Source organism: Bradyrhizobium aeschynomenes (assembly GCF_013178945.1).
Classification (GTDB): Bacteria; Pseudomonadota; Alphaproteobacteria; order Rhizobiales; family Xanthobacteraceae; genus Bradyrhizobium; species Bradyrhizobium aeschynomenes.
This window is the reverse complement of the sequence record NZ_JABFDM010000001.1, coordinates 453893-470654: the sequence shown is the minus strand read 5'-3', so window position 1 is coordinate 470654 and position 16762 is coordinate 453893. Positions and strand designations below refer to the sequence as shown.

The following is a 16762-nucleotide window of genomic DNA, read 5'->3' as shown; positions in this document are numbered from 1 at the left end:
TTTTGCACTGGCGAATGCAAGGAGATTCTTCGTGCACTGCACCTTTCCCTGGGAGAGTATTCGTCGCAGACGACACCCAATTCTAAAGTATGAGAATGATGTTCGAAGCCCTGTTCCAGACGTTCGAAGAACCTGAAACCGGTGTAGCGCTGACGGCGCGACTCGCTGCGTTGCGCGAGGAGTTGGCCCGGCGCCGGCTCACCGGCTTCATCGTGCCGCGCGCCGACCAGCAGCAGAACGAATATGTGCCGCCTTCGGAAGAACGGCTGGCGTGGCTGACCGGCTTCACCGGTTCAGCTGGTCTGGCGATCGTGCTGCCGCAACAGGCCGCCATCTTCGTCGATGGCCGCTACACCCTGCAGGCGGGCAAGCAGGTCGACGGCAAGGCCTGGACCGTCGAATCGCTGATCGAGCCGCCGCCGGAGAACTGGCTGACCGGCCATCTGCAGAGCGGCGACCGCGTCGGGTTCGATCCGTGGCTGCATACGACCGCGGCGGCCGAGCGCTTCGCCGCCGCCTGTGCCAAGGCGGGCGCAGAGCTGGTCCCGGTCGAGACAAATCCGCTCGACAGCGTCTGGACCGAGCGACCGCTGCCGCCGCTCGGCGCGGTGTCAATCCACGGCGCGGAATTGTCGGGCGAGGCCGAGGCTGAGAAGCTCGACCGCATTCGCAAGGAGATCGAACGGCTTGGCGTCGAGGCGCTGGTTCTATCCGATTCCCACAACGTCGCCTGGACGTTCAACATCCGCGGCGCCGACGTGTCGCATACACCGCTGCCGCTCTCCTATGCGGTCGTCCCCAGGAGCGGACGGCCGACGATCTTCATCGATTCTCGCAAGCTCTCGAACCTGACGCGCGATCATCTCGAGCAGAGCGCGGAGGTGGCCGAGCCGGACGGGCTGGCGATCCGGCTGACCGAGCTCGCGCAATCCGGCGCTGCGATCGCGCTCGACAGCGCGACGGCGGCAGACGCGCTGACGCGGCTGATTCAGGGCGCCGGCGGCAAACCGGTGCGCGGCGCCGATCCGGTCAGCCTGCTGAAGGCGGCCAAGAACGGTGTCGAGATCGAAGGCACCCGCCGCGCGCACCGGCGCGACGCCGTCGCGCTGGCGCGCTTCCTCGCCTACATCGATCGCGAGGCGCCGAAGGGCAGCTTGACCGAGATCGACGCCGTCGAGGCGCTGGAAAGCTTCCGCCGCGACACCGGCGCGCTGAAGGACGTCTCGTTCCCGACCATCTCGGGCACAGGTCCCAACGGGGCCATCGTACACTATCGCGTCACCCGCAAGAGCAACCGCCGCATCATGCCCGGCGACCTGCTGCTGATCGATTCCGGCGCGCAATATCAGGACGGCACCACCGACGTCACCCGAACGATCGCCGTGGGCGCCGCGACCGACGAGATGCGCGACCGCTTCACCCGCGTGCTGAGGGGACATCTGGCGATCGCGCGCGCGCTGTTCCCCGACGGCACCACCGGCGCCCAGCTCGACACCCTGGCGCGGCAGTTCCTGTGGCAGGCCGGGATCGATTTCGAGCACGGCACCGGCCACGGCGTCGGCAGCTATCTGTCGGTGCACGAGGGACCGGCCCGGATCTCGAAGCTCGGCACGACGCCATTGAAGCGCGGCATGATCCTGTCCAACGAGCCCGGCTACTACAAGACCGACGCCTTCGGCATCCGCATCGAGAACCTCGAGCTCGTCGTAGCGAAGGACATCGCGGGCGCCGAGAAGCCGATGAACGGCTTCGAGGCACTGACGCTCGCGCCGATCGATCGGCGCCTGATCGACGTGAACATGCTGACCGCCGACGAGCGCGCCTGGCTCGATGCCTATCATGCCCGCGTCAGGGAGGCCGTGCGCGCCGCGCTCGACGAACCCGACCAGCTCTGGCTGGATCAGGCCACCGCGCCGCTCTGATCCCGGCGGCGCGCCATCGCTCGCCGCATGGGCATATGCGGAAACAGGCGTTTCCGTGACGCGGGACGTCGCTACAGTCGGTCGGGTCTGAAACGATCCGAGCGGCGCTCTCGATGCATGGAATGATCAGCGGACCGCCCGTGGCTGCGCCACCGCGCGCCGCCCCGTCCCGCACCGTGCTGATCCTGCTCGTCGTCATGACCGGGCTGGCGCCGATCTCCTTGTATCTGCTGGTGCCGGCGCTGCCGCTGCTTGCAACCACGTTTGGGCGCGACGCCTCCGTGGTGCAGATGACGGTGTCGTTCTACATGATCGGCATCGCCATCTCGCAACTGCTGCTCGGTCCGTTGTCCGACCGCTTCGGCCGCCGCCCGGTGATGCTCGCGGGCCTCGCGCTCTCGATCGTCGCCAGCTTCGGCTGCATCTTCGCCGACACCTTGCCGCAGCTGATCGCGGCGCGCTTCTTCCAGGCGCTCGGCGGCGCAAGCGGCATGGTGATCAGCCGCGCCATCATTCGCGATCTCTATCCGCGCGAGCGCATCGGCGCGATGATCAGCCTCGTCGTCGCCGTGATGATGATCGCGCAGATGCTGTCGCCGCTGACCGGCGGCCTGATCGAAATCGCGTTTGGCTGGCATGCCATCTTCTACGTGGTCGCGGCCCTGTCGATCATGATCGCGATCGCAGTGACCCTCGGGCTTCCCGAGACCCGCCCTGCCCGTGTCGAAGGCGCGAGCTTCCGCCGCGACGTTGCCGTTCTCGTCAAGAGCCGCGCCTTCCTCGGCTACATGCTGTGCCAGGTGCTGGCGTCGCAGATCATCTTCGCCTTCGCCGGCGGCGGCCCCTACGTCGTCGAGATGCAGATGGGCCGCTCCTCGGCCGAATATGGCGCATGGTTCGCGACCACCGGCTTCGCGTATTTCGTCGGCAATCTGTTCTGCGTGCGCTATGCCCCCCGGCATTCGCTCGACCGGCTGATCTGGTTCGGACTGGCGCTGCAGCTCACCAGCGCCGCGCTGAACTTCGCTTGGAGCATCTTCGGCATCAATCAGGTGCCTTCGGTGCTGTTCGGCACGCAGATGCTGTTGATGTTCGCCAATGCCGCCGTCATGGCGAACTCCGCAGCCGGCGCCATCAGCGTGCGGCCGGGCGCCGCCGGGACCGCCTCCGGCGCCATGGGCTTCCTGCAGATGGGCGTGGGCGCTCTCACCTCGCAGCTCGGCGCGTTTCTTGGCGGCCACTACGCGACCACGCTGCCGCTGACAACGGCGATGCTGGCGTTGTCGCTGGCCTGCGCCAGCAGCATGATCTTCCTCGTCCCCCGCTCGCCGCTGACGGTGACAAAGGAGCTGATCGAGCAGGCGGAGGAGGATGAGGCCGGGGTGATGTGACGGCAGGTCGTCGTGGCGTTCCTGCAGCATCACCAACCAAGATTGTCATGCCCCGCGCAGGCGGGGCATCCAGTACGCCGAGAGACCTCGATCGGACCGCTGCGGCCTCTGGAATACTGGATCATCCGCCTTCGCGGATGATGACAGTTGTGAGTGTCGCGGACATCATCTGCGGCGATTGGCAGCGCGAAGCAGCTACTCCCCGATCAGTTGCAGCCACTCGTCCTCGGTGAGCACCTGCACGCCGTGCTTCTGTGCATCCTTCAGCTTCGAGCCAGCGCCTGGACCGGCGACCACGTAGTCTGTCTTCTTCGACACCGAGCCCGACACTTTCGCTCCGAGCCGCTCGGCGGTCGCCTTGGCCTCGTCGCGCGTCATCTTCTCCAACGTGCCTGTGAACACCACCGTCTTGGTCGCGATCGGCGAGTTGCGCTTGGGCTTCTCGGCATCGAGGATCTTCACCTCTTTCGTCAGCCGCTCGACGATGCCGCGGTTGTGGTCCTCAGCGAAATAAGCGGCGACGCTCTTGATCACGGTATCGCCGATCTGGTCGAGCGCATCCATCTCGGCGATCGCCTCCTCATCGCCTGCGGCCACCTTGAGGCACGCCTCGTGAAAGGCCTCCCAGGAGCCATAGCCGCGCGCCAGCGCCAGCGCCGTGGTCTCGCCGACATGGCGCATGCCCAGCGCAAAGATGAAGCGCTCCAGCGCGATCTCGCGCCGCGCATCGATGGCGTTGAACAGGTTGCGCACGGACGTCTCGCCGTAGCCCTCGACCTCCTCCAGCTTGAGCTTGGCGTTGCGCTTCTGCAGCGTGAAGATGTCCGCCGGCTCCTTCACCCAATCCTGGTCGAAGAAGAACTGGATCTGCTTCTCGCCGAGGCCGTCGATGTCGAAGGCGCGGCGCGAGGCGAACAGCTTGAGATGCTCGATCTTCTGGTAGGGACAGGCGAACTCGCCGGTGCAGCGCGCCCGCGAGCCTTCCTCGCCGGTCGCAATCTCCTCGCGCACGACATCGGTGTGCAGCGGGCACGGGCACGTCTTCGGGAAGTGGAATTCCTCGGCGTCGGCAGGCCGCTTGTCGATGAGCACGTCGACCACCTGCGGGATGACGTCGCCGGCACGCTGGATCACGACGGTGTCACCGATGCGGATGTCGCGGCCCTCGCGCAGAACCTCGCCCTTGTTGCCGATGCCCTTGATGTAGTCCTCGTTGTGCAGGGTGACATTCTGCACGATGACGCCGCCGACGCCGATCGGCTCCAGCTTTCCGACCGGCGTGAACGAGCCGGTGCGGCCGACCTGGATCTCGATGTCCTTGAGCACGGTCATCGCGCGCTCGGCCGGGAATTTGTGCGCGATGCCCCAGCGCGGTGTGCGCGACACGAAGCCGAGCCGCTCTTGCCAATCGATACGGTCGACCTTGTAGACGACGCCATCGATATCGTAGTCGAGTTCGGCGCGCTGTTCCTCGATAGAGCGATGAAATGCGATCAGCTCCTCGACCGAGTGGCAGAGCTTCGTCAGCGGGTTGGTGGTGAAGCCGCAGTGCTCGAACCATTTGATCATGCCGCTCTGCGTCTCCGCCGGCATCGCACTCATCTCGCCCCAGGCATAGGCGAAGAAGCCGAGGGGGCGCGAGGCGGTGATGGTCGGATCCTTCTGCCGCAGCGAGCCGGCGGCCGAGTTGCGCGGGTTGGCAAAGATCGTGTCGCCCGCTTCCTTCTGGCGCTCGTTCAGCGCAAGGAACGCCTGCTTGGTCATGTAGACCTCGCCGCGCACCTCGCAGACATCGGGCAGATTGCGTCCGTGCAGCTTCAGCGGCACGTCCTTCAGGGTGCGGATGTTGGCGGTGACGTCCTCGCCTTCGGCGCCGTCGCCGCGCGTGGCCGCCGTGACCAGCTCGCCGCCTTCGTAGCGCAGCGACATCGACAGCCCGTCGATCTTGGGCTCCGCAGAGAAATCAATGCGATCGTCCGCGAGCTTGAGGAACCGTGCGATGCGGCCCGCGAAGTCGCGTACGTCTTCCTCGGCAAAGGCGTTGTCGAGCGACAGCATCGGCACGGCGTGCCGCACCTTCCTGAAGCGGCCGGACGGCGCAGCACCGACCTTCTGCGATGGAGATTCGCTGCTGACCAACTCGGGGAAGCGTGCCTCGATGGCGTTGAAGCGGCGGCGCAGCTCGTCATAGGCAGCGTCCGAGATCTTCGGCGCGTCGTCCTGGTAATAGAGTCTGTCGTGGGTCTCCAGCTCCAGCGCCAGTCGCTTCCACTCCACCTTGGCCTGCGCCTTGGTGAGGTCGGCGACGTCGACGGGCTGCTTGGATTTGGCTGTCTTGGGCATGCTGCTGCGTACTGTCTGCTCGTCAAAACGGGAGCGGTCCGGAGGCCGCGCCGAGACGACGGTGTACACAATGCGGGCGCCGGAGCCAAAAGCCTTCGGCCCGAACCCTCAACTTATGCCGCCGCTGCCTCAAGCAGCCGGTCGGCGGCGGCGCGGGCTTCGGCGGTGACCTCGGCGCCGGCCAGCATGCGGGCAATCTCCTCGCGGCGGTGCAGGGTGGCGAGCGTGTTGACCCGGGTGACCACGCGCTTTCCACGGTCGAGCGCGTCCTTGGAGATCAAAAGATGCTGGTCCGCCCGCGCTGCGACCTGCGGCGCATGGGTGACCGCCATCACCTGGACTCTATGTGCGAGCCGCGCCAGCCGGGCACCGATGGCGTCGGCGACCGCACCACCGACGCCGGTGTCGATCTCGTCGAACACCAGCGTGGGTGCCGAGCCGCGATCGGACAGCACGACCTTGAGCGCCAGCAGGAACCGCGACAGCTCGCCGCCCGAGGCGACCTTCATCATCGGCCCCGGCCGCGTGCCCGGATTGGTCTGCACCCAGAACTCGACGCGGTCGATGCCCTCCGGTCCCGGCGCGTCGGCATCGCTGTCGACCTGGGTCATGAACTTGGCGCGCTCGAGCTTCAGCGGGCCGAGCTCGGCATGGACCGCGCGGTTCAGCTTCTCCGCGGCCTTGGTGCGCGCGGCGGAGAGCTTGGCCGCCGCCGCAGCGTAGCGCGCATCGGCGGCGGTCGCCGCCGCCTCCAGCTTCTTGAGCTGCTCGGCGCCGGCATCGATCAGCACGACGTCCGCGGCATATTTGGCCGCCAGCGCGGCCAGACCGTCGACGGGCGTCGAATATTTGCGCGCGGCGGCCCGCAGCGCAAACAGCCGCTCCTCGATGCGTTCCAGCTCCAACGGATCGAAATCGGTCGCCGCGAGCGCGGCCGTCAGATGCTGGTCAGCTTCCTCGAGCGCATTGATTGCCGCATCCATTGCCCTCACCGCCGGGTCGACCAGCGCCGGGGAGCTGACGGCGCGCCGCTCCAGCCGGCGAACGGCAGCCGCGAGCGCTGCGATCGGCGACTGGTTGCCGCTGACCGCATCCTGGGCGTCACGCAGATCCCCGGCGATCTTCTCGCCCTGCATCATTGCGGTGCGCCGGGCAGCTAGCTGCGTCTCCTCACCATCCTTCGGCGCGAGCTTCTTCAATTCGTCGGAGGCGTGCCGCAGATAGTCAGCCTCGCGAGCCGCGCGCTCCATCCCCGCGCGATGCTGATCGAGCGCCGTGACCGCGGTGCGGCGGGCTGCCCAGAGCGACTCGACCCCGGCGACATCCTTCTCCAGGCCCGCGAAGGCATCCAGCAAGCGGCGATGGGTGGCGGCATCGACCAGCGCGCGCTCATCATGCTGACCATGGATCTCGACCAGCGTCGCACCGATAGCCTTGAGGGTCTGGACGCTCACCGACTGGTCGTTGATGAACGCCCGGGTGCGGCCATCGCCATATTGAACGCGGCGCAGGATCATCTCGCCATCGGCATCGAGACCATTCGCGGCGAGGATCCTGGCCGCCGGATGGTCCTTGCCGATCTCGAACACCGCCGTCACCTGGCCCTGCTCCGCACCGTGCCGCACCAGGCTGGCGTCGCCGCGGCCGCCGAGGGCGAGCGCGAATGCATCGAGGAGGATCGACTTGCCGGCGCCGGTCTCGCCGGTCAGCACCGCAAGCCCATGGGAAAACTCGAGATCGAGTCGTTCGATCAGGACGATGTCACGGATCGACAGTCGCGCCAGCATGGAGCCAGAGTCCTTCGTAAGGGGGCGGGAAGCCCCTGAGCGAACGACTCGACACTAGCAGGAAAAAGAGAACAAAACAAGAATTGAGAACAAAGCCGGATCAGATCGAGCGGTCAGGCGCCGCTCAGCCCAGTCCGAGTTTCTTGAAGGCCCGGGAGATGTAGGAGCCCTTGTTCTCCTCGGGCTCGACGCCGCCCGACTTCACCAGATTATAGGCGTCCTTGTACCACTTGCTGTCCGGAAAATTGTGCCCGAGCACGGCGGCGGCGGTCTGCGCCTCACCGATGATGCCGATCGTCATGTAGGCCTCGGTCAGGCGGAACAGGGCTTCCTCGACATGGCGGGTGGTCTGGTACTGAGTGACCACCGTCTTGAACCGGTTGATGGCGGCAGTGTAGTCGCGCTTCTGCATGTAGTAGCGGCCAACGTCCATCTCCTTGCCGGCGAGCTGATCGCGGGCGCCCTCCATCTTGGTCTTGGCGTTGGTGGCGTATTCGGAGGTCGGATATTTGCGCACCACCTCTTCGAGGGCGGCGATGGCCTTCTCGGTCCGCCCTTGATCACGGCTGATGTCCGGGATCTGGTCGTAATGCGAGGCTGCGATCAAATACTGCGCATAGGCCGCATCAGGGCTGCCGGGATGCAAGGTGACGTAGCGCGTCGCCGCGCCAATGCAGCCATCGTAGTCGCCGGCCTGATACGACGCATAGGCCGACATCAGGAGCGATTTACGGGCCCAGTCGGAATAAGGATGCTGGCGGTCGACCTCCTCGAACTTCTTGGTCGCGCCTTTGACGTCCTTCTTCTCGTTCATCAGGAACAAGCCCTCATTATAGAGCTTGTCAGCAGGCTCATCGACGAAGGTGTCGTCCTTGGCCATGAACTTGTCCCAGAGACCGCCGGTGCCGCAGCCGGCCAGCGGAAGCGCCAGCAGGGCCAGCGACACTGCAAGCCGCAAATGGCGGCCGGCAGGACTTGCGTGGGGACGGAGTTCGCGCGTGAGACGCTGTATCGACATGCTTCTTTGGAACCCGATGCCTGTGATCTGATCTACGCCGCGGACCATGACCATCGTCTCATGACCGCGAAGGAAGAGCCCCGCTCGTGGCGCGCATCACGCTGCCACCGCCTCTCTAACCGAAAACACTTCGTCAACCAACCGCATAGGCAGCCAATCCGTCCGGATTAAGGCAAGACCGAGGCTGCGGCCTCGCATCGTGGTTACCGCCGGAAAAGGCGGTGGAAACCAGCCAAAAACGACCGGCTGCTGGCCGTGCGCAGGCCACCGGCAACATTCCTTAACGAAATATTCGTTGAGAAAGGGACGTCGCGCAGAACCCGGAAGCGGTCCCGTCTCGCTGCGGCGCGATCAGCCGACGGCCTCGCAGGCTCGCGGCTGGTTGAGTCCAAACGAGCTCAGGACACGTCCGGGCCGAAGGCCGGGGCGATCATGCCACCGACCATGCCGCCAACAGCCTCGGTCGCCACGCGCGGACGACGCACCGTCTCGCCCTCGACCAGCCGCCACGCGGTCCGATCGGCCATCAGGGCGGTGAGGACGGCGTGGTTCAGCTTGTGGCCGCCACGGACCGACCGGTAGGTGCCGAGCATCGGCAGGCCGGCCAGGGCCAGATCGCCGATCGCATCCAGCACCTTGTGGCGGGCGCATTCATCGGCGTAGCGGAGACCTTCCGGATTGAGCAGGCGCTCCTCGTCGAACACCAGCGTGTTGTCGAACGACGAGCCGAGCGCAAAGCCGGCATTCCACAACCGCGACACGTCGCTCATGAAGCCGAACGTGCGGGCGCGTGCAATCTCGCGACGGAAGCGCTCAGGATTGAGCTCGAAATGGTAGGCCTGACGGCCGATCACGGCGTTCGAGAAGTCGACCTCGACCTCGACACGGAAGCCCGCATTGTAGGGGCGCAGCTCGCCCATCGAGGACCCCATGGTCACCTGAACGGGCTTGAGGACCTGGATGTAACGGCGGGGAGCGGACTGGTTGATGATGCCGGCCTGGTCGATCGCCGCCACGAACGGAGCTGCGCTGCCGTCCATGATCGGAACTTCGGGACCATCGACCTCAATCAAAGCGTTATCGACGCCCATGCCGCGCAGCGCGGCCAGAATATGCTCGGCGGTGGAGACCAGCGGCCCCTGGCGGTCACCCAGGACGGTCGCGAGCTCGGTGGCGATCACCGAACCGAAAGCAGCCTGGACCTCACGGTCGGCACCATCGAGGCCGGTCCGAAGGAACACGATTCCGGTATCAATCGGCGCCGGCCCGATCGTCAGGCTGGCAGGCGCGCCGGAGTGGACGCCTACACCGGTGACGGTGGCTTGCGAACGAAGCGTTGTTTGCCGGCTGAATTTCATCGACGATCGCCCAAGACCCCGCCTGAACCCGTATCGGCCGCCCCTCGCGAACCGACTCATTTTCAGGCATCCCCAAGTCACGGCAGAACTTAACGAGCCCCCCAAAGAGCGCCAACTCACGCTTCTTTACGGATTGTTACCCCATCTCTGCCGTATTCGCGCCAACCCTTAACCAAACTGGAACGTGGCTTTAACCCTCCTCGTTCCGCATCCAAGCACCGAAAGAATAATTAATCATTTAAAATCAGTTAGTTGAAGCACCACTCGAGCCTCCCGGCAGCCCATCAAAAAGGCCCGGCTCTCGCGAGCCGGGCCTGTTCAGCGCCATCGGGGCTGTAACAATTCTCAGGTTGCCTGCCGGCGCAGGAAGGCCGGGATATCCAAATGGTCGTCGCCCTGTGGCGCAGGGGCCACAGGCGCGGGACGGCCATGGACGTCCAAACCCTGCGGAGCGGGACGGCGCGCATATTCCGAGACCGGCGATTCGTGACTCGCGACCTGCTGGCTAACGCTCCGCTGCGGCTTGCGTTCCGGCAGGGGCGGCATCTGCGGCATGGCCGGAGCGACGTTGCGCGCCGAGACCGGCTGCTCGCCATCCTCTTCGCGCCGGCCGAGGCCGACATTGGCGAGACGCTGCAGCAGCGACATCCGGGTCTTCTGCGGATGCTCCTCGCCCTCGTCTCCCCTCGCCTGCCGGATCTCGGCCTGAGCCGGCATCGGCAGATCTTCGAACTTCGGCATGCGCTGGGTGCGGACCGGAACCCGCTCGGCCGCCTGCGGAATGAAGGTCTCCGGCGGGGCCGCCGGTTCCACCGGCGCAGCGCGCTGCGCCTCCGGCTCGGGGAACAGCGACGGCTTCTGCGCGATCGGGCGAACGGTCACGTCGCCGTAGGAGGCCGGCTGCACGGGGGCAGCGACCGGCGCCGGCTCGCTCGCCATCGCGGCGGCGACGGCGGCCAGCGTGTCGCGCTCGAGATTCGGAGCCGGCCGCGGCGCCGGGGCCATCGGCGCGGGCGCCGAAGCGGCGACGGCCGGAGCCTGCGAGGCCTGCTGCTCGAGCTTGGCGGCGCGTTCCGCCAGCCGCTGATTGTCGGCGCGCAGGCGCGCCGTCAGGTCGGCGAGGCGGCTTTCAGGGAGACCCGCATGAGCGGTCGGGGCGGCGGCAATCGGAGCGACAGCCGCCGCCGGCTGTGCAGTCGTCGTGACGCCTCGGTTGAACTGCGCCTGCTCGATGCCGGTGGCAACAACGGAGACGCGGATCAGGCCATCGAGCGATTCATCGAAGGTGGCGCCGACGATGATGTTGGCGTCCTGGTCGACCTCCTCACGGATGCGGGTCGCGGCTTCGTCGACCTCGAACAGAGTCAGGTCCTTGCCGCCGGTGATCGAGATCAGCAGGCCACGGGCGCCCTTCATCGAGGAATCGTCGATCAGCGGGTTGGCGATCGCGGCTTCCGCCGCGGTCAGCGCGCGCTTCTCGCCCGACGCTTCGCCGGTGCCCATCATCGCCTTGCCCATTTCTCTCATCACCGCTCTCACGTCGGCGAAGTCGAGGTTGATCAGGCCTTCCTTGACCATGAGGTCGGTGATGCAGGCGACACCCGAATACAGCACCTGGTCGGCCATCGCGAAGGCGTCGGCGAAGGTGGTCTTCTCGTTGGCGACCCGGAACAGGTTCTGGTTGGGGATGATCAGCAGCGTATCGACGACCTTGTGCAGCTCGGAGATACCCGACTCCGCGGTGCGCATCCGGCGCGCGCCCTCGAAGTGGAACGGCTTGGTGACGACACCGACCGTGAGGATGTTCATCTCGCGCGCCGTCTTGGCGATGACGGGAGCCGCACCCGTGCCGGTTCCGCCGCCCATGCCGGCGGTCACGAACACCATGTTGGCACCCGAGAGATGATCGCGGATCTCGTCGATCACCTCCTGCGCGGCGGCAGCTCCGACGTCCGGCTGCGAGCCGGCGCCGAGACCCTGCGTCACCTGCGTGCCCATCTGGATGATGCGCTGCGCCTTGGACATCGTCAGCGCCTGCGCGTCGGTGTTGGCGACGACGAAGTCCACGCCCTGCAGTCCGGCCGTGATCATGTTGTTGACGGCGTTGCCGCCCGCGCCGCCGACGCCGAACACGGTGATCCGGGGCTTCAGCTCGTGGATATCAGGAGGGGTAATAGTGAGTGCCATGGGGTGCCTCTCGATCACGCGCGCGTGGGTTCGCCCCGGCCGCCGGCCGTGGGTGGTGTTGGTGAAAATCGCAGGGTGCGGACGTCGGTCATCAGAAGCCCTCGCGAAGCCATCGTCCGACCTTTCCGAAATAGCCGTCGGTTCCTGTCCCGACCTGCCGCGTATGCCGCGGTTCGACATGTTCGAGATGCGCGTATTGCGGATAGACCAGGAGCCCGGTGGGGACCGCGAAGGCGGCGTTCTTGGCCTCGTTGGGAAGGCGGCCAAAGCCGAGCGGACGCCCGACCCGGACCGGCCGGTCCAGGATCCGCGTCGCAAGCTCGACCAGCCCCGTCAGCTGGGAGGCGCCTCCGCTGAGGACGACGCGCGCCTTGGGTTCTGCCGCAAAGGGCGAATCCTTCAGCCGGTCGCGGACCATTTCAAAAATCTCCTCTGCGCGGTGCCTGACGATGTTCGCGATGGTGGCGCGGGACACGATCTGCGGAACATCCCGCTCGTTGTCACCCGCCGTCGGAACAGACATCAACTCACGCGCGTCGGACCCGCCAGTCAGCACCGTGCCATATAACGTCTTGATTCGCTCGGCATCTGCAATGCACGCTGATAGTCCGCGCGCAAGATCCATGGTCACGTGATGCCCGCCGAGCGCAAATCCGGAGGCATGGACGAAGCGGCCGCCGGAATAGAACGCGATCGTCGTGGTGCCCGCGCCCATCTCGACCACGGCCGCACCGAGATCCGCCTCGTCGTCGGTCAGCACCGACAACCCGGCAACATACGGGCTCGCCGCCATCGCCTCGACGTTGAGATGGCAGCGCTCGACCACGAGCATCAGGTTCTTGGCCACGGTGGCGTCGGTCGTGACGACGTTCATGTCGACGCCGAACTGCCGCGCCAGCATGCCGCGGGGGTCGCGGATGCCCTTCACGCCGTCGAGGGTGTAGCCGACCGGCAGGGCATGCAGCACCGCCCGGCCCTCCCCCGTCGCATGATGCATCCCGGTCGAGGTCACGCGGCTGACATCGGCCTGGGTCACGGCAGCGCCGCGGATGTCCGACGTGGCCTCGATCAGATGACCCATCACGCGGCCGCCGGCGACCGGCAACAGCACGGACTCGACCCGCACCTTGGCCATGCGCTCGGCCAGCGCGACCGCCTGCCGGACGGCCTGCTCGCATTCGACCGGATCGACCACGGCGCCGGCCTTGACACCGCGCGACTGGATCTGGCTGTAGCCGATCAGCTCGACGGCATGGGTGCGGCCACGCAGCGCGTCGCTCGGTGGCGCCGGCTTCAATCGCGCGATCATGCAGGCGATCTTGCTGGTGCCGACATCGAGCGAGGCGACGAGCGCCGTGCGCTTCTGGCCCATCGGGCGCGTCTTCGGAGTCTGGCGATCGAAGCCGGTCATGCGTCACCGGCCTTCTTCTTGGACTTCTTATCCTTGAACAGTTCGTCGCGCGCCTTGCCCGCATCTTCGGAGAGCTGCACCGTCAACCGGTCCGCAAGACGCATGTCGATGGCGACGATGTCGCGCGAGAACAGCTTGTCCTCCTGGTCGAGCTGACTCAGGGTGGCGAGCGCGTTGCCGACGTCGTATTCGGGCAGGCGAATGTCGAGGCCGTCCTTGGTGCGCAGGTTCCAGCGGCGCTCGCCGACGAACACGGCCGCCTTGGTCACGGCGCGGACCTGCGGATAGCGCGCGAGCAGCGCCAGGAAATCACGCGCACGGCTCTCGGCGCCCTTGCCGACCACGAGCGGCAGGGTCAGGAAGCGGCGCGACACATATTGTTCGAGCACGGCACCATCGTCGGCGATCACCGAGAGCCGGCCGTCCTGCTGCCACAGCGCGAAAGCCTTGCGCTCGACGATGTCGATCTGCAGCTGGTTCGGAAAGAACTTCTGCACGGTCGCTTCCGCAATCCAGGGATTGGCCTTCAGCCTGTCGCGAACCGCGGCGGCATCGAGGAACAGCAGCGAGGAGCGGCCGGTGACGCCGCCGATCGCCAGGATCTCGTCCTGGGTGAGCTGCTTGCGGCCGTTGATCGCAACCGCCGTGATGCGGAAGCCGGCGGCATTGGCGAGGGAATTGCGGGTGTCGGACAGCGCCGCGCTGACATCCTGCGCGTGGCCGCCCTTGACGATGCCGAGCCAGACGCTGCCGAACAGCAGGGCCACCGTGGCAATGGTGCCGAGCCGGCGCGGCAGATAGCGCTCGACGAAAGCCACGATGCGCGGCGGCGCCTCGCGCTCGACCATCGGCGCCAGCGCGACCGGCACCTGCGCACGATCCCCGCGCGGCGGCCGCCTGCCGTGCTGCGGCTTCGTCTGTCGCCGCGGCAGCCTGACGCGCGTAAGACGGGCTGAGACATACTCGCGCAGCAGGATCACCGCGCCAAGGGCAGCGGCCTTGAGGTCAGCTTGAGGCCTCTGCGATCGAGCGAGGCGTCCTGCACCATCCATTGCACGAGCTCATCAACTGTTGCGCCCGCAATACTCGCGGACCCACGCCCACGATCCCGGCCGGCCGATACTGGTGACGATGGCGATGCGCATCGTCACGACAGCTCGACCCGGCAGCCGAGCACCACTGAAGCGCCAGCGTTAACCTTCGGACGTCCTGGTAAACAAAAAGTAAAATCGGTCCGGAGAGACGATTTTTTTCTCCGATTTATGAGGACCTTGCCCAGGATTCTTAAGCATTTTACCGATTACAGGAACCACCGGGGGACGCCGGGCCGGGTTCCTCCGGTGCGCGTATCGAACGTCTTATCTGCGGACGCGGCGTTCGGCCAAGGCGAGCTGCTGCTGCAGAAAATCGACGAAGGCGATGCCTTCCGCCTTCAAGGCCTTCGGATACAGGGAGGCGGCGGTCAGCCCCGGCAGGGTGTTCGTCTCGAGATAAACGGGGCCATTGGCCGAGACGATGAAATCGGTGCGCGAATAGCCGCCGCAGGACAGCGCACGATGCGCCTTGATGGCTTCGCTCTGCAGCGCGGCCGTCACCTCCGGGCTGAACCGCCCGGGACAGATCTCCTTCGTCGCCGTGGCGAGGTACTTCGCGAAATAGTTGAAGGCGCCATCGGCGGGAAGGATCTCGATCGGCGGCAGCGCGATCAGCGCGCCATCGGCCTGTTCGAGCACGCCACAGGTCGCCTCGGTCCCGGTGACGAAGGGCTCGATCAGATACTCCTCGGTTGCAGCCGCCGCCTTGACGGCGACGAGGTCCTGCTTGGCGTTCACGAAGATCAGCCCGAAGCTCGAGCCGTCCTTCACAGGCTTGGCGATCAGTCGGCCGTAGCGGGCGAGCGCCGCTTCGGCATCATCCAGCGCGACGCCCTCAGCCGCCGTCACCCCTCCGAGCACGGCAAAGCGCTTGGCCGCCACCTTATCGAAGGCGAGGTGCGAGGCAGCGGAGCTCGAGCCGGTGAACGGCACGCCGCGAAGCTCGCACATCAGTTGAAGCTCGCCATTCTCCGCCCGGCCACCATGCAGGCCGAGCACCAGGACCCTATCCTCCGTGCGAGCACGATCGAGCGCCTCGGCCAGCGTGCCGATCCTCGCGCCATCGGCCGTGAACGGCTCCTCGAACGGCTTGGCATGAGCGGTCAGCGCCTCGCCGCTCGCCTGATGCACCGTGTCGTCGGCCTCCCAGAACCACAGGTCCGCCTCCGGCAGCGCCGCATGCAGCGCCTTGGCGCTGGCGACCGAGACGAGGCGTTCCTTGTTGGAGCCGCCGAATAAAATCGTGGTGCGCATCAATGGCTTCTCGGTTGATCTCAAAACGCGGTCGCGACGATACGGAAGTTGCGTCAACAGGCGGGCCGTTCAGCTCGCCTTGAGTCCAATCCGCTTGATTTCCCACTGCAGCTCGATGCCCGAAGTCGCCTTGACGCGCTCGCGCACGGTCTCGCCGAGCGTCTCGATGTCGTCGGCGCTGGCGCTGCCGGTGTTGATCAGGAAGTTGCAGTGCATCTCCGAGACCTGCGCGCCGCCGACCTTGAGGCCGCGGCAGCCGGCGGCATCGACGAGCTTCCAGGCCGAATGGCCCGGCGGATTCTTGAAGGTCGAACCGCCGGTCTTCTCGCGGATCGGCTGCGCCGTCTCGCGATGCGCCTGCACCTCGGCCATGCGCGCGCGGATCGCCTCAGGCGCGGATGGCGTTCCGCGAAAGCGCGCCCCGGTGAAGATCAGCGAGGGATCGGCGCCGCTCGCGCGATAGGTGAACTTCATCTCCGGATTGGTGAAGCGATGCGTCTCGCCCTGGCGGTCGATCGCGGTCGCCTCGACCAGGATATCCCTGGTCTCGCCGCCATTTGCGCCGGCATTCATGCGGAGCGCGCCACCGACGGTGCCGGGAATGCCGAACAGGAATTCCAGACCGGCGAGATTGGCTGAAGCGGCAACCTCGGCGACCCGCTTGTCGAGCGCCGCGGTGCCGGCCGCAACGATTTCACCCTCCGCCTTGACCTCGCCGAACGCGCGCGGCGCCAGCCGGATCACCACGCCCGGGACGCCGCCATCGCGCACGATCATGTTCGAGCCGACACCGATGACGTAGACCGGCAGATCGGCGGAGAGGTGCTTCAGGAAGTAGGCGAGGTCGTCGGCGTCGGCCGGCGTGAACAGCACCTGCGCCGGTCCGCCAACGCGAAACCAGGTGAGCGGCGCGAGGCTCTCATTGGCGAGCAGCCGTCCGCGCAGCTCGGGCATGGCGGCTTTGAGGGCGGGCGTGATGTCGGGGAAGCTCACCGCC

Annotated in this window: 11 protein-coding genes; 2 read left to right on the top strand and 9 right to left on the bottom strand. The window is 66.4% G+C overall.

Features of this window, described 5'->3' with window-relative positions:
* Positions 1-98 precede the first annotated feature (98 nt).
* Both HL666_RS02055 and HL666_RS02050 read left to right on the top strand, forming a co-directional pair.
* A complete protein-coding gene (locus HL666_RS02055; RefSeq protein ID WP_172180177.1) occupies positions 99-1922 on the top strand; it encodes an aminopeptidase P family protein in 1824 nt (607 codons plus the stop codon).
* A gap of 113 nt (positions 1923-2035) precedes the next feature.
* Positions 2036-3313, top strand: a complete 1278-nt coding sequence (locus tag HL666_RS02050) for a multidrug effflux MFS transporter (protein ID WP_172131706.1) — start codon at positions 2036-2038, stop codon at positions 3311-3313.
* Between the two features lie 195 nt (positions 3314-3508).
* Here the strand turns inward: HL666_RS02050 and ligA are convergent, their stop codons facing one another.
* From ligA to murB, 9 genes are all read right to left on the bottom strand, one after another.
* A complete protein-coding gene (ligA, locus tag HL666_RS02045; protein ID WP_172179628.1) occupies positions 3509-5656 on the bottom strand; it encodes an NAD-dependent DNA ligase LigA in 2148 nt (715 codons plus the stop codon).
* Positions 5657-5769: 113 nt separating this feature from the next.
* The gene (gene recN / locus HL666_RS02040) at positions 5770-7443 is read right to left on the bottom strand and encodes a DNA repair protein RecN (protein ID WP_172179626.1); all 1674 of its coding nucleotides are present in this window, start codon (positions 7441-7443) and stop codon (positions 5770-5772) included.
* Positions 7444-7567: 124 nt separating this feature from the next.
* The gene (locus tag HL666_RS02035) at positions 7568-8461 is read right to left on the bottom strand and encodes an outer membrane protein assembly factor BamD (RefSeq protein ID WP_172179624.1); all 894 of its coding nucleotides are present in this window, start codon (positions 8459-8461) and stop codon (positions 7568-7570) included.
* A gap of 398 nt (positions 8462-8859) precedes the next feature.
* On the bottom strand, positions 8860-9819 hold the full coding sequence (gene lpxC, locus HL666_RS02030) for a UDP-3-O-acyl-N-acetylglucosamine deacetylase (RefSeq protein WP_172111032.1): 960 nt from the start codon (positions 9817-9819) through the stop codon (positions 8860-8862).
* Between the two features lie 345 nt (positions 9820-10164).
* Positions 10165-12006: a cell division protein FtsZ gene (ftsZ, locus tag HL666_RS02025; protein WP_172131702.1), complete on the bottom strand. Its 1842-nt coding sequence runs from the start codon at positions 12004-12006 to the stop codon at positions 10165-10167.
* A gap of 91 nt (positions 12007-12097) precedes the next feature.
* Positions 12098-13417 carry a cell division protein FtsA gene (ftsA, locus tag HL666_RS02020; protein WP_172111034.1) on the bottom strand — a complete coding sequence of 440 codons (1320 nt, stop codon included), beginning with the start codon at positions 13415-13417 and terminating at the stop codon, positions 12098-12100.
* Positions 13414-14469, bottom strand: a complete 1056-nt coding sequence (locus tag HL666_RS02015; protein ID WP_172179622.1) for a cell division protein FtsQ/DivIB — start codon at positions 14467-14469, stop codon at positions 13414-13416. The genes ftsA and HL666_RS02015 overlap by 4 nt, the downstream gene beginning before the upstream one ends.
* A gap of 306 nt (positions 14470-14775) precedes the next feature.
* Positions 14776-15765: a D-alanine--D-alanine ligase family protein gene (locus tag HL666_RS02010; protein WP_172179620.1), complete on the bottom strand. Its 990-nt coding sequence runs from the start codon at positions 15763-15765 to the stop codon at positions 14776-14778.
* A gap of 69 nt (positions 15766-15834) precedes the next feature.
* Positions 15835-16758: a UDP-N-acetylmuramate dehydrogenase gene (gene murB / locus HL666_RS02005; protein ID WP_172111037.1), complete on the bottom strand. Its 924-nt coding sequence runs from the start codon at positions 16756-16758 to the stop codon at positions 15835-15837.
* Between the last annotated feature and the right edge of the window lie 4 nt (positions 16759-16762).

What these genes read in the sequence shown, in the direction of transcription:
- HL666_RS02015 (WP_172179622.1), bottom strand. Translation starts at nt 14,469, where the DNA reads ATGGATGGTGCAGGACGCCTCGCTCGATCGCAGAGGCCTCAAGCTGAC.
- recN (WP_172179626.1), bottom strand. Translation starts at nt 7,443, where the DNA reads ATGCTGGCGCGACTGTCGATCCGTGACATCGTCCTGATCGAACGACTC.
- ftsZ (WP_172131702.1), bottom strand. Translation starts at nt 12,006, where the DNA reads ATGGCACTCACTATTACCCCTCCTGATATCCACGAGCTGAAGCCCCGG.
- HL666_RS02010 (WP_172179620.1), bottom strand. Translation starts at nt 15,765, where the DNA reads ATGCGCACCACGATTTTATTCGGCGGCTCCAACAAGGAACGCCTCGTC.
- HL666_RS02035 (WP_172179624.1), bottom strand. Translation starts at nt 8,461, where the DNA reads ATGTCGATACAGCGTCTCACGCGCGAACTCCGTCCCCACGCAAGTCCT.
- HL666_RS02050 (WP_172131706.1), top strand. Translation starts at nt 2,036, where the DNA reads ATGCATGGAATGATCAGCGGACCGCCCGTGGCTGCGCCACCGCGCGCC.
- lpxC (WP_172111032.1), bottom strand. Translation starts at nt 9,819, where the DNA reads ATGAAATTCAGCCGGCAAACAACGCTTCGTTCGCAAGCCACCGTCACC.
- ligA (WP_172179628.1), bottom strand. Translation starts at nt 5,656, where the DNA reads ATGCCCAAGACAGCCAAATCCAAGCAGCCCGTCGACGTCGCCGACCTC.
- HL666_RS02055 (WP_172180177.1), top strand. Translation starts at nt 99, where the DNA reads ATGTTCGAAGCCCTGTTCCAGACGTTCGAAGAACCTGAAACCGGTGTA.
- ftsA (WP_172111034.1), bottom strand. Translation starts at nt 13,417, where the DNA reads ATGACCGGCTTCGATCGCCAGACTCCGAAGACGCGCCCGATGGGCCAG.